Source organism: Paenibacillus flagellatus (genome assembly GCF_003217775.1).
Taxonomy (GTDB): domain Bacteria; phylum Bacillota; class Bacilli; order Paenibacillales; family NBRC-103111; genus Paenibacillus_AB; species Paenibacillus_AB flagellatus.
Genome location: NZ_QJVJ01000002.1, coordinates 18,875 through 43,208, shown reverse-complemented (window position 1 = coordinate 43,208; position 24,334 = coordinate 18,875). Strand labels below are relative to the sequence as shown.

Below are 24,334 nucleotides of genomic sequence, written 5' to 3'. Positions count from 1 at the left end.
CCCGATTTCGACTAAAATCGACAATTATTCCCGACTTTCGCACCGCACGCCTCCCCGTTCGACGATACGGAAAAAGTCGAATAATCCTTGAAGGATACGGTTTTTCCGGCATGAACCGGGTTTATTGTGTCGCCCCATCGTGACTATTCTCCTATACAGGTTTTGCGCCTTTTGTCGTAAAATAATTGTGCGACAACTATCCAGATTTCCCGGAGCTGAAACGACATGCAGAAAATACCCGTGACCCGCGACGGTAAAAAAGGATCCGACATCCTCATCATTTCCTCGAGCGATATCGTCAAAATCGACAAGGTCCGGGATCGGGATTACATCGTGCATACGAAATCCGATCAGTATTACCTCGACTTGTCGCTGGAAAGCTTGGAGGAATGGCTGTTCGAGGACGGATTCCGGCTGATCGATACGACGAACGTCGTCAACATGAACCACGTCGCCGAATACGATTCGAAGAAAGGAGCTGTATTTTTCGGGGATCGCCATCTGAAAACGACGAAGCAAGCTTCCGCAGCCCGAATCCATAAGGAGCACGTCGAGAACGTGATGGAAATGCTGCGGCTGGCCAAATTGAGCAAAGAAGAGGAGGGACTTCGCGACAGTACGTTCGAAAAGCGGATGAAGGACATCGCCGACGCGCATGGCGACGGCCGGTTCAACCGCTCCTACTCCACGATCCGGGCCGTATCGGAACGCGAGAGAGCCGAACGGCAAATCGTACATATGGCTTACCATGACGCGCTGACCGACCTGCCGAACCGGCTCCTGTTCCACGAGCGGTTGAAGGAGGCGTTCCGCGCGGCCGAATCGACGGGCGATATGCTCGCCGTCCTGTTCATCGACCTGGACCGGATCAAAGTGATCAACGATACGCTCGGCCACCAGATCGGCGACGAGCTGTTGAAATATTGGGCGGACAAGCTCGAGGCGAGCGTCCGGCCCCAAGATACCGTCGCCCGCTTCGGCGGGGACGAATTTATCATTTTGTTGACGGGCATCCGGCACCTCGACGAAATATCGTCGTTCGCGGCCCGCATTCCGGACCTGTTCCGGGACGCCTTCTCGTTCGGCGAGCACGAGCTGTACGTTACCGCCAGCATCGGCATCAGCGTCTACCCGCAGGACGGGACCGACGCCGATACGCTGATCAAAAACGCCGACACCGCCATGTACCGCGCCAAGGAGCAGGGCGGCAACACGTACCAGCTGTACCGCTCGGAGATGAACATGCGCTCGCTCGAGCGGCTGAATCTCGAGATCGACCTGCGCAAGGCGATGGACCGCGGCGAAATTTCGCTGCACTACCAGCCGATCGTCGACCTGGCGACCGGCGACGTATACGGCATGGAGGCGCTGCTCCGTTGGAAGCACGCGACGCGCGGCATGGTATCGCCGGGCGAATTTATCCCGCTCGCCGAGGAGACGGGCCTCATCGTGCCGATCGGCAACTGGGTGCTGTACGAATCGTGCCGGCAAAACCGCGAATGGACCGACCGCGGCTTCCCGCCGCTCGTCGTGGCCGTCAACATCTCGGTGAACCAGTTCCAGCAGCCCGGCTTCGTCCAGCTCGTCCAGGAAACGCTGGAACGAACCGGTCTCGACCCGAAGCAGCTGTGCCTCGAAATTACCGAAAACGTGGCGATGAGAAACGTCAATTCGATGATCGAAACGATCGCCAAGCTTCGCGAGCTCGGCGTGCAAATTTCGATCGACGACTTCGGAACCGGCTATTCGTCGCTCAGCTACTTGAAGCGGTTCCGCGTCCATACGCTCAAAATCGACCAATCGTTCATCAAGGAGCTGACGACGGACGAGGAGAACGCCGCCATCGTGACCGCCTTGATCGCCATGTCGCACCAGCTCAACATCAAGGCGCTGGCGGAAGGGGTCGAGACGAAGGCGCAGCTCGAATTTTTGCGGCGGTTCGGATGCGACGAAATCCAGGGCTACCTGTTCAGCACGCCGCTGCCGGCGGACGAATTCGAACGGATGATGCGGACGAGACGCAATTTGTCGGAGGTTCTTCCTTAAGCGAACGATCGCGAACGATGAAACTTTTTTCCGTTTTCCTCGTTTATTGATTAGGAATCGTTTATTTTCGCTATGGAAAGGAACCGCAATGGCATCGAAACCTGTCGCACGTACCGGCGCTTCCGCCGCCCCGCTTCCGCCGAGAAGGAAGAAGCGGAAATCGCGTCTGCGGTGGCTGCGCAACTTCGCGATCGTCGTCGGAATATCGGCTTTCCTGTTCGCCGGCTGGTTTTATTTGACGCCCTGGGGCCGGGAGCTTCGCTACATGATGGCCGACACGCTCATTACGACCCAGCATCGGCATTGGGCGAAATATTTGATCGGCCAGGACGGCTTGGAGAGCCAAGTCGCCATGTACATGAAGCGGTTCGAGGAAATGTCCGAGATGAAAAGCACGGTCACGGTCAACGTTCCGACCCCGACCGAGCTGATCAAGCAGGAGAAGAAAACGGTCGAAATCGAGCCGATCGAAGGCGCGAAATTCAAAGGCTATTTGCTGAAAGTGAACGACCCGAAAAAAATTCGTCTCGTCGTCCCCGACAAAGTGGGCAAAGGCGAGAAGGTGTCCAGCATGGTGAAGCGGACCGGGGCGATCGCCGGCGTGAACGCCGGAGGGTTCGTCGACCCCGAATGGAAGGGCAACGGCTTCCAGCCGACGGGCATCGTCATCTCGGGAGGCAAAATGTTTTACAACGACGGCGGGTCGAATACGCCGACTCCGATCGTCGGCATCGACAAGAACGGCCGCATGGTCGCCGGCAAGTACAAGCCGTCCGAGATGATCGCCATGGGCGTGCAGGAGGCCGTCACGTTCTCGCCGCAGTTCATCGTCGACGGCAAAGGGCTGATCAAGGACCAAGCCAGCGGCTGGGGCATCGCGCCGCGGACGTGCATGGCCCAGACGGCGGACGGCACGATCCTGTTCGCCATCATCGACGGTCGCCAGACGCACAGCATCGGCGCTACGCTGTACGACGTGCAGCAAATTTTTCTGGAGAAGGGCGCCGTCATCGCCGCCAATCTCGACGGAGGCTCGTCCACCGTCCTCGTCCATAACAACGAGATCGTCAACAAGCCGGCGAGCCCGTACGGCGAACGGTATTTGCCCACCGCCTTCCTCGTATTCGAGCACCCGGAGAAGGCGAATATCCGCAACATTTGGGAAGGGATCGACATGAGCAAGTTCGATTCCTCGAAATGGTAAACGCCGGCCTCGTCGGCGCGGCCATGAACAGCAAAGCCCCGGTCGCGTTTTCGCGTCCCGGGGCTTTCGACTTCCTTACTTCAAGGGGCGGCGCACCAGCACGTCGGCGTCGGCCGGCATCATTTCCTCGCCGGTTGCCGCCACTTCCCGGCGCGCATCCTTCCACGCTCTCACTTCGTCGGATACCGTCTCGACGACTTCCTTCGCCTTTTGCACCCATTCGCCCGTCTGCTCCGACACCTGCTTCGCGATCACCTGCGTCTTGGCGCCGACCGTCTCGGCGATCTCGTGCGTCTTCGTCCCGACCGTCTCGGCCAACTCCAGCGTCTTCTCGCTGACGCGGTGCGCCTGCTCGGACAAATCCTTTCGCAGCTCCTTGCCCGACTTCGGAGCGAGCAGAAGCGCCGTTACCGCACCGAGCACGCCTCCGACGATCGCGCCGAGCAAAAAGTCTTTCCCTCTTCCGTTATGTTCAGACATCGCTCTCATTCCTTTCCGATGGACTTTTGGGATGCGTATCGGTCCGGGATTTTCGGGCTTGCCACTTGCGATACACCTGCAAGCCGAGCGTCGCCCATTCCATCAGCTCGGCGACCTGGTCCCGCTCCCGGTTTACCTTGTCGCCGGCGAGCCGGACGGAGTTCGATACGGTGGCGGACACTTGCTTGACGGAGCTCGTGATTTGATGGACCGACTCCCCTACCTGCCCGATGGAGCGGAACAGCGTATCCATCGACTTCATCTTGCCCTGCACGTCGTCCGCGATCTGCTGCGTCGACTGCATCAGCTTCACCGTCTCGCGGCTGATCGTCTCCACCTTCGCGTCGAGCTGGGTCAACGTCTCGTTGACCTGCTTCAGGGAAGCTCGGGCGGATTGCAAGGTGGCGACGAGGTAGGCGACGAGTACGACGACGCTTGCGGCGATGACGGCAACGCTTATTTCGATGATCAAAACGCTTCACCCCTCCTACGGTATGGCAACCCGATTCCTAGACGAATGCCCAGTTCATACTTTTATTATAAGTTCATCGGAAGCCGTTTGACACAGCGGACATGAAAAAATTTTGAAAAAAAGTCCGAAAGCCGGTACGCGAATCGTCCCCAAAAACAAAACCGCCCCGGTCGCCCCTACGGACAACCGGAGCGGATTGCCGTCCGCTCACTTCACGCCGGCTCCCGCTTCGGCCGGCGCCTCGAGCCGCTCCTTCACGAGCCGGTACGCCTCGTCCACCGTCTCCGCGCGCACGACCGTTACGTTCCCGTCCGCATACGAGGAAACGGCGTGCTCGTAGCGCGGATCGTAATACGATTCGAGCAGAAGCGCGCAAGCGTCGGCGAACCGGTCCTCGTGCATCGCCCGGCCGATTTCCGCGGCGATCGGCGTATGGATGCGCCGGCGGATCCGACCGAACGCCTCGATGCATTCCGCCTTATGCCGATGGGGCTCGTACCGCTCGACGATATGGCGGACCCGCTCGGCGAGCGGAAGCTCGAGCAGCAGCTGCTCGCCCCGCTCCTTCGCCTCGACGAGAAACGGCGGCAGGCACGCTTTGCCGATCCGTCTGCTCTCCCCTTCCATGACGACGTACGGCTTGTCGTTCAGCTCGAGCAGCCGGAGCGCGAGCAGCGCCTCGAACGTTTTTTGATTGTTCGGCTTCATGCCGATTTGGCCGAAAATCGACCCGCGATGGCCGGCCATCCCTTCCAGATCGAGCACCGGATAGCCGTCTGCGGCCAAACGGTGCAAAATGTCCGTCTTCCCCGTCCCGGTGTTGCCGTTCAGCACGATCGCGCGCGGCTTGAATTCGAATTGCTCCAGCGTCTCGACGACCCACCTGCGAAACGCCCGGTACCCTCCGGCCAGCCGGTAGACGCGAATATCCATCAGCGACAGCAGCGTCGCCGTCGTCCGGCTGCGCATGCCGCCGCGCCAGCAAAACACCGCTTTTCGCCCCGGGATCGCCGCGAACGAGCGGACGAAGTCCGGCAGCTTGGCCGAAACGATTTCGAGGCCGCGGTCTTTGGCCGCCTGCACGCTGACCTGCTTGTACAGCGTCCCGATCTCGGCGCGCTCCGCGTCGTCGAACAGCGGGACGTTCACGCTGCCCGGCACGGTCGACTCCTCGAACTCCTGCGGCGACCGTACGTCCACGAGCGCGAGCTCCCCTTGCTTCTGCAGCTCGAGCAGCTTCCCGACGTCGATATCTTGGAACATGGCGGTCATACTCCTTCGAACTCGGTCCAGCGCTCGTCCAGCACCCGAATCGTTCCGGGCCGGTCCGCGGTCGCTTCGCCGATCGCCTCCGCCTCGACGCCCGCCTCGCGCAGCGCGGCGAGCAGCGCGCGCGCCTCGGCTTCGGGCACGGCGATGAGCAGGCCGCCGGACGTGACGGCGTCGCACAAAATCCACTGCCCGATCGTATCGATCGACTCGGCGAATTCGACGCCGTCCCGGACGTGGCCGAAATTGTTTTTCGTCCCGCCCGGCACGAAGCCCGCCTCCGCCAGCTCGCGGACGCGCGGCAGCACCGGCACGTTCGGCCGGTACAGCGTCAGACCGACGCCGCTTCCTTTCGCCATCTCCGACGCGTGGCCGAGCAGCCCGAAGCCGGTCACGTCGGTGCACGCGTTCACGCCGAACCGCTCCATCGTCTCCGCGGCCGTCTTGTTCAACGTCGCCATGACGCGCGTGACGCGCTCGATTTCCTCCGCCGACAGCTGGTCCTTCTTGATCGACGTCGTCAAGATGCCGACTCCGATCGGCTTCGTCAGCAGCAGCCGGTCGCCCGGCTTCGCGCCTGCGTTCGTGCGGATGCGCCCCGGGTGCACCGTACCGGTGACGGCCATGCCGAACTTCGGCTCGTTGTCGTCGATCGAATGGCCGCCGACGAGCGTCGCCCCGGCTTCCTTCACCTTGTCGCCCGCCCCGCGCAAAATGTCGGCGAGGATCGACTTGTCCAGCTTATGGATCGGGAACGCGACGATATTGAGCGCCGTCAGCGGCTTGCCGCCCATGGCGTAGACGTCGCTCAGCGCGTTCGCCGCGGCGATTTGGCCGAAGGCGTACGGATCGTCGACGATCGGCGTGAAGAAGTCGACCGTCTGGACGAGGGCGAGCTCGTCCGTCAGACGGTAGACGCCGGCGTCGTCGTTCGTATCCAAGCCGACGAGCAGGTCGGGGTTCGGCACGCCGGGCGGGAGCTCGCGCAGCACCTGGGCCAGATCGGCGGGACCGATTTTGCAGCCGCAGCCTCCTTTCGAAGACAAGGATGTCAATTTCACGCGTTGCGACGGTTGCTGCATGTCGCTCATGGTCGTATCCCCTTTCGATTCGAACGGTCGTTTTATAAGTGAGCGTAGCACAGTTTGTCTCGAAATAAAAGTTGACCGCGGCCGGGAACCGTTAGACGCTCGGGGCGCCGGCGGGTATAATGGGGACAAACGTCAGCAAAGGAGCTCGATCGAATGATGAATCGCGAGCAAGGATTGTCCGAAATACGCCGTACGCGCATCGTCGCCATCGTCCGGGGCGTGCGCGAAGACGACGTCGAGCCGTTGGCGGAGGCGCTTCTGTCCGGCGGCGTCACCGTCATGGAGGTGACGCTCAATACGCCGGGTGCGCCGGGCATGATCGGCCGGCTGCAGCGCGCCTTCGGCGACCGGATGTTTATCGGCGCCGGCACGGTGCTCGACGAAGCGGACCTGCAGGTCGCCTTGGACGCCGGCGCGTCGTTCGTCGTCACGCCGAACGTCGACGAGGCCGTCATCCGCCGATGCGCGGAGGCCGACGTCCCGGTCTTCCCCGGCGCGATGACGCCGACGGAAATCGTGCGCGCCTGGAAGGCGGGAGCGACGGCCGTCAAGCTGTTCCCGAGCGCGAGCCTCGGACAAGGCTACATCAAGGAGCTGCAAGGGCCGCTAAGCCACATCCCGATGATCGCCGTCGGCGGCGTCGACGCGGACAACATCGCCGAATTCATGCGCATCGGCTGCTACGCGGTCGGCATCGGCGGCTCCGTCATCAACCGGAAGGAGATCGAGGCCGGACGTTTCGATCTCATACGGGAACGGGCCGCCCGGCTCGTCCAGCGGACCGCGCCATTCGCCCTGCCGTCGTAACGCCAAAAACACCGGATTCGATCCGTGCCCGTAAGCGGGCGCGGACGAATCCGGTGTCCGTTTTTTTGCAGAAGATCATCGAGGCTTCGTCTGGATATGATAGACGCACTTGCCGTCGCCCTTGGCCAAACATTCCGTCCGCTCGACCTTCGTGCCGAGCAAGCCCTCGAACAGCCGCTGCTCGCATTCGCAAGCTTCGTTGTACCGGTTCGCCACCTGGGAGATCGGACAATTGTATTCCGTAATCGCAAAGCCACGGCCCGTCTTTTCCCATTCGACCATATAGCCGTTCGCGTTCTGGATGTCCGCGAGCTTCTCGACCCGTTCCTCGAGCGGCTTGCCCTCCATCTCGGGCTCGTACTTCCGCAGCAGCTTCTCCTTGCGCTTGTCGAACAGCTTGCCGACGCCGTCCTCGTCGTCCGCGAGCTCGCCGAGCAAGTCGAGCGTCAGCGTATGGTAATTTTTCGGAAACAAATCGTCGGCGGCTTCGGTCAACCGGTATACGTGCATCGGCCGGCCCATGCTTTGCCGGACGATCTGCGAGCCGACGTAGCCGTCCCGCTCGAGCGTATTCAGGTGGCGGCGTACGGCCATCTCGGTAATGCCGAGCCGCTTGGCCATTTCGCCTACGCCGAGAGGGCCTCCCGTCTTCAGCATGGTGAGAATCGTTTTTCTAGTGGAGGAATCTTGTTCCATGTTCATCCGCAGCCACCCCCCGGTGTCCAATAGCGCGCCTCGTTCGGACGTTCGCTTACCGACATTTTATCGTATTTTCAGACATAAGTAAATTAAGAAACAACATTGTTTCAAAAATAGGGCGTTCCCGACGGAACCCGATGACGACGCGGCGCGACGCCGATCGCCCTAACCGGAATTCCCGGAAACGCCCCTCCTGCGAGCTTGCGTTCAAGCCAGCTCCTTCGCCATGAACGCTCGGACCGACTCGCCGAACGAAGCCAGCACGTCCGGCAGCTTCCCGACGAGCGGATGCAGCCCGCTCCGGTCGAGCTTCGCGTACTCCTGCACGAGCGGCTTGCGGAGCCGGACGATCGCCTGCAGCGGCTCGGACAGTTCGTCCCCGAATACCCCCTCCACGCGAAGGATGTCCACGATATCCTCGTAGCTGCTCGCATCGCGCATCAAAAACCCGTCGATGAGCAGGCTGCCGACGTCGGTGACGAGCTCGACGGCCAGATGGAGCAGCCGCTCCTGGGCGAAGGCGAGCAGCACGTCCGGCCCGCCTTCCCGCCACGACGCGCTCAGCTTGTCCGCCGCCTCGGCCAGCGAAGGAATGAACGCCAGCCGTTCCCCGATCTGTTCTTCATTGACGTAATACATGAATGGATCCCTACTTTCCGCTCCGCTTGCGTTTATTCCATTTCGCCCATACGATGACGGCGACGAATGTCAGCGCGACGACGAGCACGACGAACATCGCCTCGCCGACGTCCTTCATTTCCACCTTCGATTCCAACAGCCATGGACCCACGTTATGTCACCTTCCCACCGGTCGAACCGTCTTTTCCCGCCCGTTGCCGACGCGGGACGTCCGGTCTCGTCCCTATCAGTTTAGCGGCGGCGAGGTCCACCGTCAAGAAAACGGCCGGGCATCCTGAATTCTCCTTTTTCCCTAGCAAATATACCTTTTTCAACAAAAATCGTGTATAGTAAACGTATTGACAGCGAAAGCGTTAACGAAAGCGGTGAATTCATCATGATCGGCGTTTGGATCGTGCTCGGCCTGCTGACCGTCGCGATTATCGGCATTTTTATTTACGCGTTGAACAAGGGCTACTCCAAAAAGTGGGACGAATAGCGAAACGATAGAGGGATTGTCAACGTTTGGGAAATGTTGTAAAATGGAGGCAAGTAAATCTGTTACGGAGGAAACGATTATGGTAATCCCCGTCCTGAGAAGAATAGGCGAGCAAGAAACGGAGCTCGTCCTGCTCGATCTGAACGACGTGCTGTACATCAATATCGAGAAGCGCAACATCGTCTATCATACATTGGATGAGAAATATTACCACATGTCGACCTTGTCCGAGCTGTACGATCATTTTTTCGACAACGGCTTCGATTTGCTGGACAAGACGAACCTCGTCAACCTGAACAAGATCAAGAAGCTCGACAACAAGCAAGGCAAGGTTTACTTCGAAGAAAATCCGACCGGAGACAGCAAGTACGCCACCGTCGCCTTCATCAAGCAAAAGCTGTTCCAGAACGTCATCTCCCGCGCGATCGCGAACAACACGAACACGAGTCTGGAATATACGGCTAAGCCGTCCAACGAAAGTTTCCGCATCCTCCCCCGCACTTCGGAAGAATAAGATCGCCAATCGATCCCGAACATGAAAAAAGAACCTTTCCGAAGCAAAGGTTCTTTTATTTTTTGTCCCCGACCGCGAACGGCACGACTGCCGCAGGCGCCCCGGCAGACTGCGAGCTGTCCTTGACGATTTCGAGCTGCTGGAAGCAGCGGCTCATGACGAGAAGCTTCTCCTCGGCTTCGTGCCTTGACAGCGGCGAACCGAGCTTTTTCCCTTTATAGCTCAAAAAATAAGGCATAAATAGGAAAGCCTCCTTCTTCCGATGAATTCGGGTCGAGCGTTAACACGCATTCGGCTAAGTCGTCCATTCGGACCCGCCTTTATATTCTATACGTGCGCCGGTGAAAAAATGTTACGGTCGCTTCGCATTTTCTTATAAAAAAATAGAACGAACGTCAGTGACGTCCGTCCCCTTTGTCCTTCAACGCTTCGATCAGCCGGCGGATGCCGCCGGGAAGCGGGAAGCCGAGCTCCCCGCAATTTTCGACGATCGAAACGAGCTCGTTGGCCATATAAAAATAAATGAAGCCGACCATGAACAAATCCGTGCCGAGCACCAGATCGAACCGGTGGCCGACCATGACGACAAGCAGCATCATTCCTTTTTTCCAGATGCCCCAGAACCCTTTCGCGCTGCTCAGTCCTTTGCCCGTCTTGATCGAGGCGGCGATTCCGGTGGCGTAGTCGAGGACGATCAGGAGCAGGAACAGGTCGAGCAATTCGTTCCATCCGCCGAACATGTAGTTCAACACCGCCCCCGCGACTCCCACGCCCGCATTCAGTCCGAATTGCATTCTCATGGCCCTCCCTCCCGTTTCTATCAGGTTATGCGAAATCTGATAGAACGGTGACGGGCCCGTAGCGGACAAGCGGTCCCGGTTCGAGCCGTCGCGGTTTAAGCCGAGTCCCCCTTCAGCTTGCAAAGGAACGCCGTCGCCTCGGCTTCCGGGAGAGGCCGGCTGTACCAAAAGCCTTGCGCCTCCCCGCAGCCGAGCTGACGCAGCTTGCGGCACTGCTCCTCCGTCTCCACGCCTTCGGCGACGACGTCCAGTCCCATATGGCCCGCCATATCGAGGATCGACTTGACGATCGGCTCCGATCCGCCGGCTCGCAGCAGGTCGGTCACGAACGAGCGGTCGATCTTCAAATGGCGGACGGGGAAGGAGCGCAAATATTGAAGCGACGAATACCCCGTGCCGAAATCGTCGATCGCGAACCGGATGCCTTCTCCCCGCAGCTCGTTCATGATCCGGATCGTCCGGGGAACGTCCTGCATCGAGACGCTCTCCGTAATTTCCAGCAGGAGCTGCCGGGGATCGGCCCCCGTTTCGCGCACGATGCTGCGGACGTTCCGATACAAGTCCTCCCCGCGGAACTGCCGGGCGGACAAATTGACGGACATCCGCACCGGCGGCAGCCCGAGCCGCTTCCACCGGACCGTCTGCCGGCACGCCTCCTCGATCGTCCACTCCCCGAGCCGTTCGATCAGGCCGCTCTCCTCCGCGGCGCGAATAAATTCGGACGGCGGCACGTACCCCTTGACCGGGTCGTTCCACCGGACGAGCGCTTCGACGCCGGCGAGGGCCCCCGTGCGCAAATCCGTCTGCGGCTGGTAAAACAGCTCGAACCGGCCCGCGTCGAGCGCCTTGCGCAGCTCGACATGCAGCTCCACCTCGCGCGCCACCGTTATGTCCATATCGGGCGTATGGAACTCGACCCCGTCCTTCCCCTTGCTCTTCGCCCGGTTCAAGGCGAGATCGGCGCTGACGAGCAGCGACGCTCCGTCCGGCCCGTCGACCGGATACAGGCTGACGCCGATGCTTGCCGTCCAAGCGAGCTCCCAGTGGGCCAGCCGGAACGGCCGCGTCAAGGCGGCGCGCACGTCGCGAATCGCCGCGTCGATAGCGGGGCGATCCGACCCTTCGCGCAGCAGCACCGCGAACTCGTCGGCTCCCAGCCGCGCGACGACGCACGCCGGCGGAAGCGCCGCCTTCAGCCGCTCCGCGACCGAGACGAGCATGCCGTCTCCGGCGTCGTGGCCCTCGGTTTCGTTCATTTGCTTGAAATCGTCCAGGTCGATGAGCAGCACCGCGAACGGCCTTCCTGCGTCCGCCGCCCTCCGCACCTCCGCATCGAGCTCCTCCCGGAACCGGACGCGGTTCGGCAGTCCCGTCAGCGAATCGGTATAAGCGAGCCGGCGCACCTGCTCCTCCGCCCGTCTCCGTTCGGTCACGTCCGTCGCGTAGCCGGCCGCCTCCCGGATCGCGCCGTCGTCGGAACGGATCGGCTTCACGACGTGATGGTAGATCCGGTCATCGAGCTCGGCGTCGCATTCCGCCCGCTCCCCTTGAAACGCCTTTTCCAACGCGGCGACGAGCGGCCCCGCATAGGCCGGAGGGAACAAGTCGGCCACGGCGCGGCCTGCGACCGCATCAGTCGTCAACCCCGTGCTCTCCGCCGTCGCGCCTTCGTGATACGTTAACGCCGCACGGCCGTCCGGCCGCTTCTCGCACCGGTAGACGGCGTTCGGCAGGACGGCGATGGAGCGGCGGAACGTTTCCGCCATCTCGAGCCGTTTCCGCTCGGCCTCGAGCAGCCGCGCCGCCCGGCGAATCGACGATCGGGCGGCGGCGTATACGGCCAGCCCGCCGAAGCCGAGCGCCGCCAGCAGCGCGGCGAACAGCCGCGCTTCCGAATACCGCGCCGCCCTGTCGTCCGCGGCGATCAGCGAGGCGGCATCCGAGTAGATGACGACGGTCGCGATCAAGGCGAACACGCCGAACAGGACGAACGTGCGGAACACCCAGCCCGTCACGGACCGTTCGTTTTCGATTCGATTCATGTCGATCCCTCCGAAGACGGGGCGGACGCCGGTCGTAAGGCCGGTGCTTTCGCATTCCCGGCCGGGGCCGACGGCCGGCCCGCGATTCCGTTCAGCCGTCCCGCTCCAGCCGCCGCGCCTCGTCCCACTGCTCCGGCGTATTGGCGTTGACGGCGAACCGGGTGTCGATTCCGGTTCCGGCGAACCGGTCGTCACTCACGACGACGTGGCGGATGCGACGGATCCATTCCATGACCCGGTACGTTTCCTCGCGCAGCAGCCGCTCCGCCTCCTCCGCGCAGTTCGTCCGGTACACGCCGTGCAGCGGCTGCAGCTTGCCGCCGACGGACGGAACGGCGGCATCGGCGCCGGCTTCCCGGACCGCCTCGAGCAGCACCCCGGCCGCATCGGCGGACACGAACGGCATGTCGCAGCCGACGATCCACGCGTAATCGCTCCGGCAGAGCGACAAGGCGGCATGAATGCCGCCGAGCGGCCCGTTGCCGGGGTAATAGTCGGTTACGATCCGGACCGACCGATCGACTTCGGACAGCAGCAGCCTCGGATCGTTCGTGACGACGAGCAGCTCCGAGCAAGCGCCGGCCATCAGGCGGAGCTGCCGGCGAATCATCGGCTCCCCCCCGAATTCGAGCAGCGCCTTCGGCTTGCCGCCCATTCTGCGGTTTTCACCGCCGGCCAATACGACTCCGGTCAACATGGGACGATTCTCCTTTCGTTCGCGGCGTTTCGGTTTCGGGCACCATTATACGGCGCGGAGAAACCGGACGTTGTAACTTTCGTCACACTTCCCGCTGCGGACTTGGGAACCCGGTCCGAGACGCGGCTTCCCGGCTCTGCGATTAAAACGAGCAAAATGTCCGCTTTTTTGATAGAATAGAGGTCAGGTATTTCATTCGACGCTTATCGCCGAACTACTTCTACGTTCTTAACCAAGGAGGAACATTCGTAATGGCCAAACCGAAAATGAGATCGGACATGATCAAGCGGGGCTTCGACCGCGCGCCCCATCGCAGCTTGCTGCGCGCCGCCGGCGTGAAGGAAGAAGATTTCGACAAGCCGTTTATCGCCGTTTGCAACTCGTATATCGATATCGTTCCGGGACACGTCCATTTGCAGGAATTCGGAAAGCTCGTCAAGGAAGCGATCCGCGAAGCGGGCGGCGTGCCGTTCGAATTCAACACGATCGGCGTCGACGACGGCATCGCCATGGGACACATCGGCATGCGCTATTCGCTGCCGAGCCGCGAAATTATCGCCGACTCGCTCGAAACGGTCGTCTCCGCGCACTGGTTCGACGGCATGGTATGCATCCCGAACTGCGACAAAATAACGCCGGGGATGATGATGGGCGCGCTTCGCGTCAACATCCCGACCATCTTCGTCAGCGGCGGCCCGATGAAAGCCGGCAAGACGAGCGACGGCCGGTCGATCTCGCTCTCGTCCGTCTTCGAAGGCGTCGGCGCCTACCAAGCCGGCAAAATCGACGAGAAGGGCTTGCAGGAGCTGGAGCAATACGGCTGCCCGACGTGCGGCTCGTGCTCCGGCATGTTCACCGCGAACTCGATGAACTGTCTCGCCGAAGGACTCGGCTTGGCGCTCCCGGGCAACGGCACCATTCTCGCCGTAGCGCCGGAGCGCCGCGAATTCGTCAAGAAGTCCGCCCGCCAGCTCATGGAGCTGATCGAGAAGGACATCAAGCCTCGCGACATCGTCACGATCGACGCGATCGACAACGCGTTCGCGCTCGACATGGCGATGGGCGGCTCGACGAACACGGTTCTGCATACGCTCGCGCTCGCCCACGAAGCCGGGTTCGAATACCCGATCGAGCGGATCAACGAAGTCGCTTCGCGCGTGCCGCACTTGGCCAAAATCGCGCCGGCCTCCGATTACCATATCGAGGACGTGCATAACGCGGGCGGCGTCAGCGCCATCCTGAACGAGCTGTTCAAGAAGCCGGGCGCTCTGAAGGGCGATCTGATCACCGTTACCGGCAAAACGCTGCGCGAAAACGTGGAAGGCTGCGAAATTTTGAACAAGGACGTCATCCGTCCGATCGACAACCCGCACAGCGAGCAAGGCGGCTTGGCCGTCCTGTTCGGCAACCTGGCTCCGAACGGCTCGATCATCAAGGTCGGCGCCGTCGACAAATCGGTAGGCGGCCGTCACGTCGGCCCGGCGATCTGCTTCGACTCGCAGGAAGAGGCGCTGTCCGGCATCGCCAACGGCAAAGTGAAGGAAGGCCACGTCGTCGTCATCCGCTACGAAGGACCGAAGGGCGGACCGGGCATGCCGGAAATGCTCGCGCCTACGTCGCAAATCGTCGGCATGGGCTTGGGCGCCAAAGTCGGCCTCATTACGGACGGCCGGTTCTCCGGCGCGTCGCGCGGCATCAGCATCGGCCACATTTCCCCGGAGGCGGCCGAAGGCGGCCCGATCGCATTCGTCGAGGACGGCGACATCATCGAGCTCGACCTCGTCAACCGGAAAATCGAGCTGCAGATCAGCGACGAGGAAATGGAGCGCCGCAAGGCGAACTGGAAAGGGTTCGAGCCGAAGGTGAAAACCGGCTACTTGGCTCGCTACTCCAAGCTGGTTACGTCGGCGAGCACGGGCGGCGTCATGAAGATTTAACGAAAAACCCGGCTTTGCCGGATAGAGGTAGTCGATAAAATCGGCAAAGAGACGAAGCAGGGAAAAGACATGGGGCCGCGGAATGTGCTCCTCTTCCGTTAAAATCGAGTTCCTTCTTTTGAACATAGCGGATAGAACTCGATTTTAAAGTCAGTCGCTTCGCTATCCGCACATCTCCGCCGCCCCATTCTGTGTTTCATCGTTCTCTTTGGACTTTATCGACAGAAAAACCCGGCCAAAAGCCGGGTTTTTCGTTTGGGTTGGGGGTAAGATAAAGGAAATGCGCTTTCGCTCGGTTATTGTGGCACGGCTCTCGTGTTCCACGAGCTTTCCCCTATTATCCGTGCGCCGGCGACGTCTACACGCTCTCGCGCTCGGCGACCTGCCTGATATACAAGTTTCGCTCCAGCAGCAGCCTGCGCATGTAGCGCTCGAGGAACAGGACGTCCGCCACTTTCCCAAGGAGGCCGAGCGGGGACGTGTAATCGAACGAGTCGGTCATGAGCGTGCCGCCGTCCCGCTCGACGAATTCGTGCGAATGGCGAAACCGTTTGAACGCGCCGCTCTCCATTTCGTCCACGAACCAAAACGGCTCGCGAAGCTCGGTGATGCGGGACGTCAGCTTCTGCCTGACGCCGAAATGGACCGCCTCCCACGTGACCGTCTCGTTCAAGCCGATCAGACCGGTCGTGACGCCGGCGATCGCCCGTTCCTTCGTCTTCGCGGTCGATTCCATATGGATGTCGATGCTCCGCGCCAAATCGAAGCAGCGCCGGATCGGGGCGCGGATGAACAGCTCCGTTCGAATGACCGGCATGCCGGCATCTTCCTTTCCAGTAAGCGTTCTCGGCGACGAGCACCTCGCGCGGAAACCATTGTACCATAATCCGGAACAATCCCGCCGCAACAAAAAAGAGCCGGCAACCGGCTCTTCCTTGCTCCTTATCGTTCCAACCGGCGAATCCGCGCCGCATCCGCTTATGCGGGCTTGACGCCCGTCTTCTCCGTACGCTTGGCCGACACGATTCGCAATACGACATAAACGACGACGAACCTGACCATGAACCCGGCGGAATACCGGTACATCGCGGCGTAGCCCGCCGCCGACGAGATGGCGCCCAGCAGGACGCTGCCCGCCGCGACGCCGAGATCCGTCGAGTTGTAAAACATGCTGTTCGCCATTCCGTGCCGCTCCCGCGGCGACGACCGGATCATCCAGGCTTGGATGGTCGGCTGAATGGCGCCGAAGCCGAGTCCGTACAACAGCGCGGACGCGATCAGCATCGGCATCGAAGCCGTGTAAGACAGCACCGTCATGCTGGCGACGACGCAGAGCGCCGCGGGCACGAGAACGGCCGCATGCCCCCTCCGGTCGAACAGCCGTCCGGATATCGGGCGGATCAGCACGATCGTAACGGCGTTGAACAGGAAAAACAAGCCTACCTGCTCCAAATGGACCGATTGCCCGAACAACGCGATGAAGCTGAGCAAGCCGCTGTACGTTACCGCCAAAATAACGTTCAGCAGCGCGGGAAACGCGAGCTCCGCAGGGAACGTCCGCTTCCCCCCGGAGCCGTCCGCCGCCGGGCGCACCGGTCCCGCATCGGGCGGAATCGCGCGCGCGAGCAGCAGCACCGGCACCGTCAGCAGCACGGCGGCGGTACCCGCTAGCGAAAGCGCGCCGAAGCCGAACCGGTTCATCACGTTCAAGCCGATCATCGGCCCGACGGACATGGCGAGGCTCGTCGACAACCCGAAGTAGCCGATTCCTTCCCCCATCCGGGCGGGCGGAATGATCCGCGAGACGAGCGTCGGAATAATCGTGCTCGCCATCCCGAAGCCGACGCCGTAGCCGATCCGCATGACGAGCAGCGCGCCGACCGAGCCGGCCAAGCTGTACAACACCGTCGCACCGGCCGAAACCGCCACTCCCATATACAAGAGGGTCCCGAGACGCAATCGGCGCATGAGGACGGCGGTCGCGAAGCGGGTCGCGATCGCCGACAGCGCGAATACGCTCGTCATGAGGCTGGCCGTCACGTCTCCCGCGTGGAACTCGTTTTTGGCGTACGCCGGAAACGACGACAGCAGCATTTGCAAATTCAAAAACAATAGAAACGAACTGACCGTCAGCGCTACGAACGATTTCGTCCATAGCGGAGCGTGTTGGTTCATATCGTGCCGCAAAGCGTTCTCCTACTCTCTATCCTTTAGTAAGTTCGCATGACGTTCGATTCGGCGAAGCAAATCGAGGAGCCGGTCGTATTCCTCGTCCGTCATGCATTGCTTGACGTCCTGCAAAAGTCCCCGCTCGATCGGGGCCGTCCGTTCGATCAGCGCCTTCCCTTTGTCCGTAATATGGACGAGGAACGAGCGCCGGTCGGCTTCCCCGGTTTGTTTGACGATAAGACCTTTTCCTTCCAAATGGTCGAGGATGCGGGTCGTCGTCGGCTTGTCTTTGCCGGCGAGCTCGGCGATTTCTTTTTGGATCAAGCCGTCGGACCGGGCGACATGAACGAGCACCGACCACTGCTCCGGGGTAATGTCGAACGGCTTCAGCCGCTGCTGCAAAAGCATCGACAGCTTACGGTACGTCACGCCCATCACGAAGCCGACGGAACGCTCCAGACCCGATTCTCGTTCGGTCATGACGCTCTTCCTTTCTGCAATTGGTTGTCACAACAACTATATGCCAAGCAACGAATCGTGTCAAGCGGATGGCCCGCTCGCCCATAACGGGGTATAATGGCGGAAGAAGACGATCTGTCCGCGAAAGGCACGGACGGACAGGAAACGGACGCCGGCCGGTGCTAGGATGAGTGAGGAGAGGAGGCGGTGCGGATGGAATGGTTGAACAGGATGATGGACGCGCTCGATCTGATGGAGCGGCATATGGACCGGCCGCTTCCGGTCGAGGAAATCGCTAAGGCGGCATACTCGTCGCCGTTTCATTTCCAGCGCATGTTCTACATGGTGACCGGCATGACCGTCGCCGAGTATATGCGCAAGCGCCGGCTGACGCTGGCCGCCCAGGAACTGTCCATGTCGTCGGCCAAGGTCGTCGATGTCGCGCTGAAATACGGCTACGACTCGCCCGAATCGTTCGCCAAGGCGTTCCGGAAGCTACACGGCGTCTCCCCGTCGGAGGCGCGCGACAAAAGCGTCCCCTTGAAGGCGTATCCCCGCATCTCCTTCCACTTATCGCTGAGAGGAGACAAAGAAATGGATTACCGTATCGTGGAAAAAGAAGCTTTCCGGGTAGTCGGCATGACGGTCGTCGTCGAAACGCAGGAAGGCGAGCATAACAAGCGAATCCCCGAGCTGTGGAGACAGTGCAATTCGGACGGCACGTCGGCCAAGCTCGGCTCGCTGAGCCGGGACGGAAACGTGCTGGGCATCTGCCTCGATATGAAGCAGGACCGGTTCACGTATATGATCGGCGCCGAGCCGCGTCCGGATGCGGACGCCGGCGAATTCGCCGAACGGGAAATCCCCGCGGCCACATGGGCCGTCTTCACGTCGGTCGGTCCGATGCCGGGCGCCATCCAGGAGGTGTGGCGGCGCATTTTCCAGGAATGGTTCCCCTCCACCGGCTACGAGCATTCCGGGAAGCCCGATTTGGAAGTATACCCGGAAGGCGACGTCGGTTCGGACGATTACCGGTGCGAGGTATGGGTGCCGGTCGTAAAAAAATGAACCGTTGCCGTTAGCGGCGAACGGCCGGCGGCAAACGTCCCGCATCGCTCACAGGAGCGGTGCGGGATTTCGTTTATGCCGACTTGCGATCGCGATGCTTTACCGGCGCCGGTTCACCCACCAGAACAGCAGAGCCGCCGCGCTGACGGAGGCGCCCAGCAGGCAGACGCCGCTCCATCCGGCGCGGGCGAAGACGGCGGTCGAAGCGATCGAGCCGGCCGCGCTGCCGATCGAGTAAAAGATCATGTAGCCGGCGGTCATGCGGCTGCGCGCGTCGGGTCGCACGTCCAGGATGACGCTTTGGTTCGTGACGTGCACCGCCTGCACCGCCAAGTCGAGCACGACGATCCCGGCCGCCAGCGCCCACAGCGAACGGTCGGCCATGCCGATCGGCAGCCACGCTGCGAGCAGCAGGGCGAGCGCCGCGCCCGTCGTATGCCTCGCGTATCCGCGGTCGGCGAGCCTTCCCGCTCGCGCCGCGGCCAACGCCCCTGCGGCTCCCGCGAGGCCGAACGCTCCGATCGCGGTTTCCGACAGCGAATGAGGCGGTGCGCTGAGCGGCAGGACGAGCGACGTCCACAAGATGCTGAACGCGGCGAAAATAAGCAGGCAAAGGACGGCGCGAACGCGCAGCACCGGCTCCTCGGCGAACAGGACGAGCACCGAGCGGAGCAGCGCCGGGTAAGAGCGGCGAGGCTTCGCCCGGTCGCGGGCCGGCATCGTCCGGTACAGCACGCATGCCGTGACAGCCGTCAGCATCGAGGACGCGTAGTAGACGGCCCGCCAGCCGGCGAGATCGGACAGCAGCCCGGCGGCGGCGCGCGCCAGCAATATGCCGGTGACCACGCCGCCGGTCACCAGTCCGACCGTGCGCCCGCGGTCGGCGGGGCCCGCCAAGTCGGCCGCATAGGCGACGAGCACCTGCACGACGACCGCCAGCAGGCCGACGGCGGCCATCCCCGCCAGCAGCACGGCGGCGTTCGGGGCGGCGCCAGCCGCGAGCAAGCCGACTGCGGACAGCAGCATCATGCCGGTCGCGAGCCGTCGCCGGTTCGTCAAATCGCCGAGCGGGACGAGCAGCAGCAGCCCCGCCGCATACCCGATCTGCGTCACCGTCACGACGATGCCGACGGAGGCGCGCCCGATGCCGAGCTCGTTCGCGATCGCGTCGAGGAGCGGCTGCGCGAAATAGACGTTGGCGACGGACAGGCCGGCCCCCACGGCAAACCAAAACGTGGCGAGCCTCGAAAGCGGGCGCGCGTCGGCGGCGTTTTTTTCATTCGTCGGAATCATGAGACACTCCTTTTCATACCGATCGGTACGTTTTATTCCCCAAAAATGTATCGCTTAATCGGCACATTTGTCAATCAGTTTGACAAAACAAGGTCAAAAATTTAGAATTTAATGTACCGATCGTTACAAAAAAGGAGGGGTTGCGATGGTTCGGCTCCGCGAATTCGACGAGAACGAAGCGTTGGATGCGGCGATGCGTCTGTTTTGGGAGAAAGGCTACGAGGCGACCTCCTTAACCGATTTGACGACCCGGATGGGCATCCAAAAGCCGAGTCTCTACTCGGCGTTCGGCGACAAAAAGCGGCTGTTCGAAGCCGCGCTTCGCCGCTATACGCAACATCACGCGGCCCGCGTCCGGGCTTTGCTGCAAAGCCGCGACTCGGTCAAGCAGGCGTTCCGCCTCCTGTTCGAGAGCGTCGCCGCGCCAAGGGACGACGGCGGAACCGAGCGGGGGTGCTTTTGCATCAATACGATGGTGGAGCTGGCGCCCCATGACCCCGCATTCGAGGTGCTCACGAGAGAGCATCAAATGTATTTGACCGCCCTGTTCCGGGAAACGATCGAGCGCGGCGTCCGGTCGGGCGAGCTCCGGAGCGATACGGACGCGCAATCGGTCGCCGAGACGCTCGTCGTCTCGCTGATCGGGCTGACCGTCCTGATGAAGTCCCGCCCCGACCGTACGTTCGTCGACCGCTCCGTACGAGTCGTTCTGGGGCTTCTCGCGTGAAGCGGAAGGCGTGGCGGCGCGCGAAACCCCAAAAAACGGCCATCCGTCGGATGCCCGTTTCTTTGGATACATAACCGTTTCGCGTGCGCATAACCGGGCGGTCCCGTCGCCCGATCGTTACGAAGCGGCATTCGCCCGCTCCCGATGCTTCGCCGCCATCCGTCTCGCGAGGACGAGAAAGATCGACAGCGAGACGACGACGGACCCGGCGCCGACTTGAAATACGGTCGGGTACCCCGTATATTGGGACACCCAGCCGAGCGCGATCGATCCGAGCCCGATGCCGAGATCGAAGGCGGTCATGTACGAAGCGGTCGCCACCCCTCTGCGGTCCGGATCGGCCAGTCCCAGGTTGATCGCCTGCAGCGCCGGCTGTGCCGAGCCGAACCCGAGACCGTACAAAACCGCCGAGACGACGACGCCCGCCAGTCCGTCCGCTAAGCTTAACACGATCAAGCTGCCGATCGTGACCGCCAGCGCCGGCACGACGACGAACGCCGCGCCGTACCGGTCCGACAGCTTGCCGGCCAACGGCCGCGCCGCCGTCAGCGTAACGGCGTACGCCAAAAAGAACGTGCCGGGGTTGACGTCGATCGATTCGGCGAACAGCGGCACGAACGTCGTAATCCCCCCATAGACGAAGGCCAGGAAAAAGATGGCGGACGCCGCGGGCAGCGTCGACTTTTCGAACAGCGCGATCCGGCCCGACGACGGCTTCGGCCGATACGGCGCCTTGGCGACGGACGCCAGCAGCAGCGACACCGCGCAGAGCCCGGCCGCGAGCAGGAACAAACCGCCGAACGATTCGTTGCGGACGACCCAGATGCCGAGCATCGGGCCGACGGCCATCGCCATCGTCATCGCCAAGCCGTACCAGCCCATCCCTTCTCCGCGCCGGCCGGTCGGAATGACGTCCGTAATCGACGTGCCGACGGCGGTCGTGGAGAACGCCCAGCTCGCCCCGTGCAGCACGCGCAGCGCCATCAGCGCCGCGATGCCGGCAATCCAGTCGTAGGCAATCATCGACAAACCGAATAAAAGCAGTCCCCACACGATAAAAGCCTGCCTCCCGTACCGGTCGAGCAAACCGCCGACGATCGGGCGGAAGACGACCGCCGCCAGCGTAAACACTCCCGCCGCGAGGCCGACCTGCGATTCGGTGCCGCCCAATTGGGTGACGAGCAGCGGCATCGTCGGAAGCAGCAAATATAACGACGTAAACAGAAACAGCATCGACACGGTCAACAGGACGAACGGTTTCGTCCACAATTTCTCCATGCTATTCCTCCTTCTCGACGCGCTCGATTTCCCGCTTCACCCACTCGATCTCGGCCGCCCAGACCGTCTTGCGGCGGTCGAAAACCCGCAGCAGCTGGACGCGCTGCTTCTCCGGCTCGGGCTTATGCGCGAGCAGCTTCGCTTCGAAATCGACCACGTATTTCCGATTTTTCTCGAGATAGCTTGCGTACTGCCTCAGACACGACAGACGAACGTCCTTCCCCACGTATTGGAAATAGACCATCTTGAAGCCGAACAGCCGCTCCGTCTCGCCGTCGTAGGGGAGCGGCTCCTCCATCAGCTCGCGGAAACGGGCGCGTCCGGCTTCCGTCACCCCGTACACTTTGCGCGTCCGGCCCCCCTCGGACTCCTCCTCGTGGCGGAGATGGATCAAACCGCCGTCGACAAGCCGGGATAGAAGCGGATACAGCGTTCCCGAGCTGATTTGCCGAGTCGGTCCGGCCGCGTTTTTCAAAATGTCCTGGAGCATGTAGCCATGCTTGTCGCCCGTCATCAATTCGCCCAGCACAAACAGCTCGTACATCTCGAACCTCCGTTAATAGGTCTAAACGATATGTCTATTCGATATATGCATTATATGTCGTGTCGACATATATGTCAACGCTCCGATTCGCCTGAAACCGCAAAAAACCCCGCTCGACCGAGCGGGGCTGATAGGCGCCGTCATCCTTTTTTCTTCTTTTTCGCCGCGGCTTCTCGTTCCGCCGTTCTGCTATCTTCGATCGATGCAAACCGGTCAATCGGCAACTTCCGTCCCGCTTCTCAACGTCTTCATGGCGCCGCTCCAGGCGACGACGTCGTCCAGCATCGCGTGCAGCGCCGGCTCCTGATGCGGGCCCGGCTTGAATTCGCTGTAGTTCTCGAAGTCGGTATGGAGCGATATGCCGACCTGCGGGCGAACGTGCGCGATTTTGACCTCGGACAGGACGAGGCGAAGCTGTTCCACGGCCCGGATGCCGCCGTACCCTCCGCCGTAGCTGACGAAACCGGCCGCCTTGTTGTTCCATTCCCGGTATAAAAAGTCGATCGCGTTTTTCAGCGCGCCCGACATCGAATGGTTGTACTCCGCGGCGACGAAGACGTAGCCGTCGAACGAATCGATTTTCTCGGACCAAGCGATCGTATGCGGCTTTGTGTACTGGCCCATGAGCGGGGACATCGGCTCGTCGAACAGCGGCAAGTCGTAATCGGCGATATCGACCAGCTCGTACTCGGCGTCGCCGCGCCGTTTCGCGATATCGTGAACCCAGCGGGAGATGACCTCCCCTTTGCGGCCCGGACGGGTGCTACCTAGAATGATGGCGATTTTGATCATCGTCGTTCTCCTCCTTCGTGTTCCGCCGTTTTCAAACAGACTGTCGGAATTTCAACGGCTTGTTGATAGAATAATATGGTGATACACTTTTGCCAACCGACAATGCCGGGCGAACCGTCGGATTTCCGTCATAGGCGCGACGGTTTGTCGGAGAAAACGGAAATGTTCTACAGGAGGGATCCAAAATGTCGGATGCAAAAGCGGCTACGGACCGGCGCATCAAGCGAACCCGGCAGGCGATCCGAGACGCGCTCATCGAGTTGATCGACGAGAATGGCTTCGACTCGATCACCGTTCAGGAAATCGCGGAACGCGCCGATATTAACCGCTCTACCTTTTACTTCCACTACAAGGATAAGTTCGACCTGTTGAATCAGAGCAGCGACGAGATGCTGCAGGAGCTGTCCGAAGCGCTGAAAGCGGGCGGAAGAAATCCGGACGGGGCGTGCCGGCTGCTCGGAAGCTCGTCCGTCGCCAGCCACTTCGAGCATATCGCCGACAATGCGGCCTTTTATAGAGTCATGCTGGGGCGACAGGGCGTTCCCTGCTTCGCCAAGCAAATGAGAGGGGCTATTCGGGAGGCGTTTTACGGAAGATTGGGATCGTTCCGCCCGGACGAGGACGAGCGAAGCTTGAACGTCCCCGCCGATCTGTTGTGCGGCTATGTGGCGTCGGCGCATTTCGGCATGATCGAATGGTGGCTGGAGAACGGGATGACGTACAGTCCGGCTTATATGGCGACGATGCTGGACCAGCTCGTGAAGCACGGCCCCTTGAACGCGGCCGGCATTCTCGAGAGGTGACGGACGAAACGCCGGCCTTGGCGGCC

At 61.4% G+C, this 24,334-nt stretch carries 26 protein-coding genes; 8 read left to right on the top strand and 18 right to left on the bottom strand.

What is annotated here, in order from left to right; all coding sequences use genetic code 11:
• Positions 1-225: 225 nt before the first annotated feature.
• Both DLM86_RS03925 and DLM86_RS03920 read left to right on the top strand, forming a co-directional pair.
• Positions 226-2,046, top strand: a complete 1,821-nt coding sequence (locus DLM86_RS03925; protein ID WP_110838677.1) for a putative bifunctional diguanylate cyclase/phosphodiesterase — start codon at positions 226-228, stop codon at positions 2,044-2,046.
• Between the two features lie 88 nt (positions 2,047-2,134).
• Entirely contained in the window at positions 2,135-3,250 is a 1,116-nt protein-coding gene (locus tag DLM86_RS03920) for a phosphodiester glycosidase family protein (protein WP_110838676.1), read from the top strand.
• 75 nt (positions 3,251-3,325) lie between these two features.
• On the opposite strand, the gene DLM86_RS03915 is transcribed toward DLM86_RS03920, so the two are convergent.
• From DLM86_RS03915 to selD, 4 genes are all read right to left on the bottom strand, one after another.
• Positions 3,326-3,730: a YtxH domain-containing protein gene (locus tag DLM86_RS03915; protein WP_110838675.1), complete on the bottom strand. Its 405-nt coding sequence runs from the start codon at positions 3,728-3,730 to the stop codon at positions 3,326-3,328.
• Entirely contained in the window at positions 3,723-4,202 is a 480-nt protein-coding gene (locus DLM86_RS03910) for a DUF948 domain-containing protein (protein ID WP_110838674.1), read from the bottom strand. Before DLM86_RS03910 ends, DLM86_RS03915 begins: the two co-directional genes overlap by 8 nt.
• A 207-nt stretch (positions 4,203-4,409) precedes the next feature.
• Positions 4,410-5,465, bottom strand: coding sequence for a tRNA 2-selenouridine(34) synthase MnmH (gene mnmH / locus DLM86_RS03905; RefSeq protein WP_110838673.1), 1,056 nt, complete (start codon positions 5,463-5,465; stop codon positions 4,410-4,412).
• A 5-nt stretch (positions 5,466-5,470) separates the two neighbouring features.
• Positions 5,471-6,553 (bottom strand): selenide, water dikinase SelD, encoded by a 1,083-nt coding sequence (gene selD, locus DLM86_RS03900; protein ID WP_110839168.1) that lies wholly within the window; start codon positions 6,551-6,553, stop codon positions 5,471-5,473.
• Between the two features lie 165 nt (positions 6,554-6,718).
• Here selD and DLM86_RS03895 point away from each other — a divergent pair, with 165 nt between their 5' ends.
• Positions 6,719-7,369 carry a bifunctional 4-hydroxy-2-oxoglutarate aldolase/2-dehydro-3-deoxy-phosphogluconate aldolase gene (locus DLM86_RS03895; RefSeq protein ID WP_110839167.1) on the top strand — a complete coding sequence of 217 codons (651 nt, stop codon included), beginning with the start codon at positions 6,719-6,721 and terminating at the stop codon, positions 7,367-7,369.
• Between the two features lie 75 nt (positions 7,370-7,444).
• Here the strand turns inward: DLM86_RS03895 and DLM86_RS03890 are convergent, their stop codons facing one another.
• From DLM86_RS03890 to DLM86_RS31990, 3 genes are all read right to left on the bottom strand, one after another.
• Positions 7,445-8,071: a helix-turn-helix transcriptional regulator gene (locus tag DLM86_RS03890; protein ID WP_110839166.1), complete on the bottom strand. Its 627-nt coding sequence runs from the start codon at positions 8,069-8,071 to the stop codon at positions 7,445-7,447.
• 204 nt (positions 8,072-8,275) lie between these two features.
• Positions 8,276-8,707 carry a DUF86 domain-containing protein gene (locus tag DLM86_RS03885; protein WP_110838672.1) on the bottom strand — a complete coding sequence of 144 codons (432 nt, stop codon included), beginning with the start codon at positions 8,705-8,707 and terminating at the stop codon, positions 8,276-8,278.
• Positions 8,708-8,717: 10 nt separating this feature from the next.
• Positions 8,718-8,858, bottom strand: coding sequence for a hypothetical protein (locus DLM86_RS31990; RefSeq protein ID WP_158289310.1), 141 nt, complete (start codon positions 8,856-8,858; stop codon positions 8,718-8,720).
• Between the two features lie 406 nt (positions 8,859-9,264).
• On the opposite strand from DLM86_RS31990, the gene DLM86_RS03880 reads away from it, so the two are divergent.
• A complete protein-coding gene (locus DLM86_RS03880; RefSeq protein WP_158289309.1) occupies positions 9,265-9,699 on the top strand; it encodes a LytTR family transcriptional regulator DNA-binding domain-containing protein in 435 nt (144 codons plus the stop codon).
• Between the two features lie 55 nt (positions 9,700-9,754).
• On the opposite strand, the gene DLM86_RS03875 is transcribed toward DLM86_RS03880, so the two are convergent.
• From DLM86_RS03875 to mobA, 4 genes are all read right to left on the bottom strand, one after another.
• Complete coding sequence (locus tag DLM86_RS03875) at positions 9,755-9,937, bottom strand: hypothetical protein (RefSeq protein ID WP_110838670.1); 183 nt, start codon at positions 9,935-9,937, stop codon at positions 9,755-9,757.
• A 157-nt stretch (positions 9,938-10,094) separates the two neighbouring features.
• Positions 10,095-10,499, bottom strand: coding sequence for a phage holin family protein (locus DLM86_RS03870; protein ID WP_110838669.1), 405 nt, complete (start codon positions 10,497-10,499; stop codon positions 10,095-10,097).
• A 95-nt stretch (positions 10,500-10,594) separates the two neighbouring features.
• The gene (locus DLM86_RS03865; protein WP_110838668.1) at positions 10,595-12,541 is read right to left on the bottom strand and encodes a putative bifunctional diguanylate cyclase/phosphodiesterase; all 1,947 of its coding nucleotides are present in this window, start codon (positions 12,539-12,541) and stop codon (positions 10,595-10,597) included.
• A gap of 91 nt (positions 12,542-12,632) precedes the next feature.
• Positions 12,633-13,238 (bottom strand): molybdenum cofactor guanylyltransferase, encoded by a 606-nt coding sequence (mobA, locus tag DLM86_RS03860; RefSeq protein WP_110838667.1) that lies wholly within the window; start codon positions 13,236-13,238, stop codon positions 12,633-12,635.
• A gap of 251 nt (positions 13,239-13,489) precedes the next feature.
• Between mobA and ilvD the strand changes: the two genes are divergently transcribed.
• Positions 13,490-15,175: a dihydroxy-acid dehydratase gene (gene ilvD / locus DLM86_RS03855; protein ID WP_110838666.1), complete on the top strand. Its 1,686-nt coding sequence runs from the start codon at positions 13,490-13,492 to the stop codon at positions 15,173-15,175.
• Positions 15,176-15,533: 358 nt separating this feature from the next.
• On the opposite strand, the gene DLM86_RS03850 is transcribed toward ilvD, so the two are convergent.
• From DLM86_RS03850 to DLM86_RS03840, 3 genes are all read right to left on the bottom strand, one after another.
• Positions 15,534-15,992 carry an SRPBCC family protein gene (locus DLM86_RS03850; protein WP_110838665.1) on the bottom strand — a complete coding sequence of 153 codons (459 nt, stop codon included), beginning with the start codon at positions 15,990-15,992 and terminating at the stop codon, positions 15,534-15,536.
• Between the two features lie 161 nt (positions 15,993-16,153).
• Positions 16,154-17,350, bottom strand: coding sequence for an MFS transporter (locus DLM86_RS03845; protein WP_110839165.1), 1,197 nt, complete (start codon positions 17,348-17,350; stop codon positions 16,154-16,156).
• A gap of 21 nt (positions 17,351-17,371) precedes the next feature.
• Complete coding sequence (locus DLM86_RS03840) at positions 17,372-17,824, bottom strand: MarR family winged helix-turn-helix transcriptional regulator (protein WP_110838664.1); 453 nt, start codon at positions 17,822-17,824, stop codon at positions 17,372-17,374.
• A gap of 192 nt (positions 17,825-18,016) precedes the next feature.
• Between DLM86_RS03840 and DLM86_RS03835 the strand changes: the two genes are divergently transcribed.
• Positions 18,017-18,871 carry an AraC family transcriptional regulator gene (locus DLM86_RS03835; protein WP_211326478.1) on the top strand — a complete coding sequence of 285 codons (855 nt, stop codon included), beginning with the start codon at positions 18,017-18,019 and terminating at the stop codon, positions 18,869-18,871.
• Between the two features lie 99 nt (positions 18,872-18,970).
• On the opposite strand, the gene DLM86_RS03830 is transcribed toward DLM86_RS03835, so the two are convergent.
• Entirely contained in the window at positions 18,971-20,164 is a 1,194-nt protein-coding gene (locus tag DLM86_RS03830) for an MFS transporter (RefSeq protein ID WP_110838662.1), read from the bottom strand.
• A gap of 145 nt (positions 20,165-20,309) precedes the next feature.
• Between DLM86_RS03830 and DLM86_RS03825 the strand changes: the two genes are divergently transcribed.
• Positions 20,310-20,891 (top strand): TetR/AcrR family transcriptional regulator, encoded by a 582-nt coding sequence (locus tag DLM86_RS03825; protein WP_110838661.1) that lies wholly within the window; start codon positions 20,310-20,312, stop codon positions 20,889-20,891.
• A gap of 117 nt (positions 20,892-21,008) precedes the next feature.
• Here the strand turns inward: DLM86_RS03825 and DLM86_RS03820 are convergent, their stop codons facing one another.
• The 3 genes from DLM86_RS03820 to DLM86_RS03810 form a co-directional block, all read right to left on the bottom strand.
• The gene (locus tag DLM86_RS03820; protein WP_110838660.1) at positions 21,009-22,169 is read right to left on the bottom strand and encodes an MFS transporter; all 1,161 of its coding nucleotides are present in this window, start codon (positions 22,167-22,169) and stop codon (positions 21,009-21,011) included.
• Position 22,170: 1 nt separating this feature from the next.
• Positions 22,171-22,713 carry a PadR family transcriptional regulator gene (locus DLM86_RS03815; RefSeq protein ID WP_110838659.1) on the bottom strand — a complete coding sequence of 181 codons (543 nt, stop codon included), beginning with the start codon at positions 22,711-22,713 and terminating at the stop codon, positions 22,171-22,173.
• A gap of 213 nt (positions 22,714-22,926) precedes the next feature.
• Positions 22,927-23,505, bottom strand: a complete 579-nt coding sequence (locus DLM86_RS03810) for an NADPH-dependent FMN reductase (protein WP_110838658.1) — start codon at positions 23,503-23,505, stop codon at positions 22,927-22,929.
• Between the two features lie 185 nt (positions 23,506-23,690).
• Here DLM86_RS03810 and DLM86_RS03805 point away from each other — a divergent pair, with 185 nt between their 5' ends.
• Positions 23,691-24,308, top strand: coding sequence for a TetR/AcrR family transcriptional regulator (locus DLM86_RS03805; protein ID WP_110838657.1), 618 nt, complete (start codon positions 23,691-23,693; stop codon positions 24,306-24,308).
• The last annotated feature ends 26 nt before the right edge of the window (positions 24,309-24,334 follow it).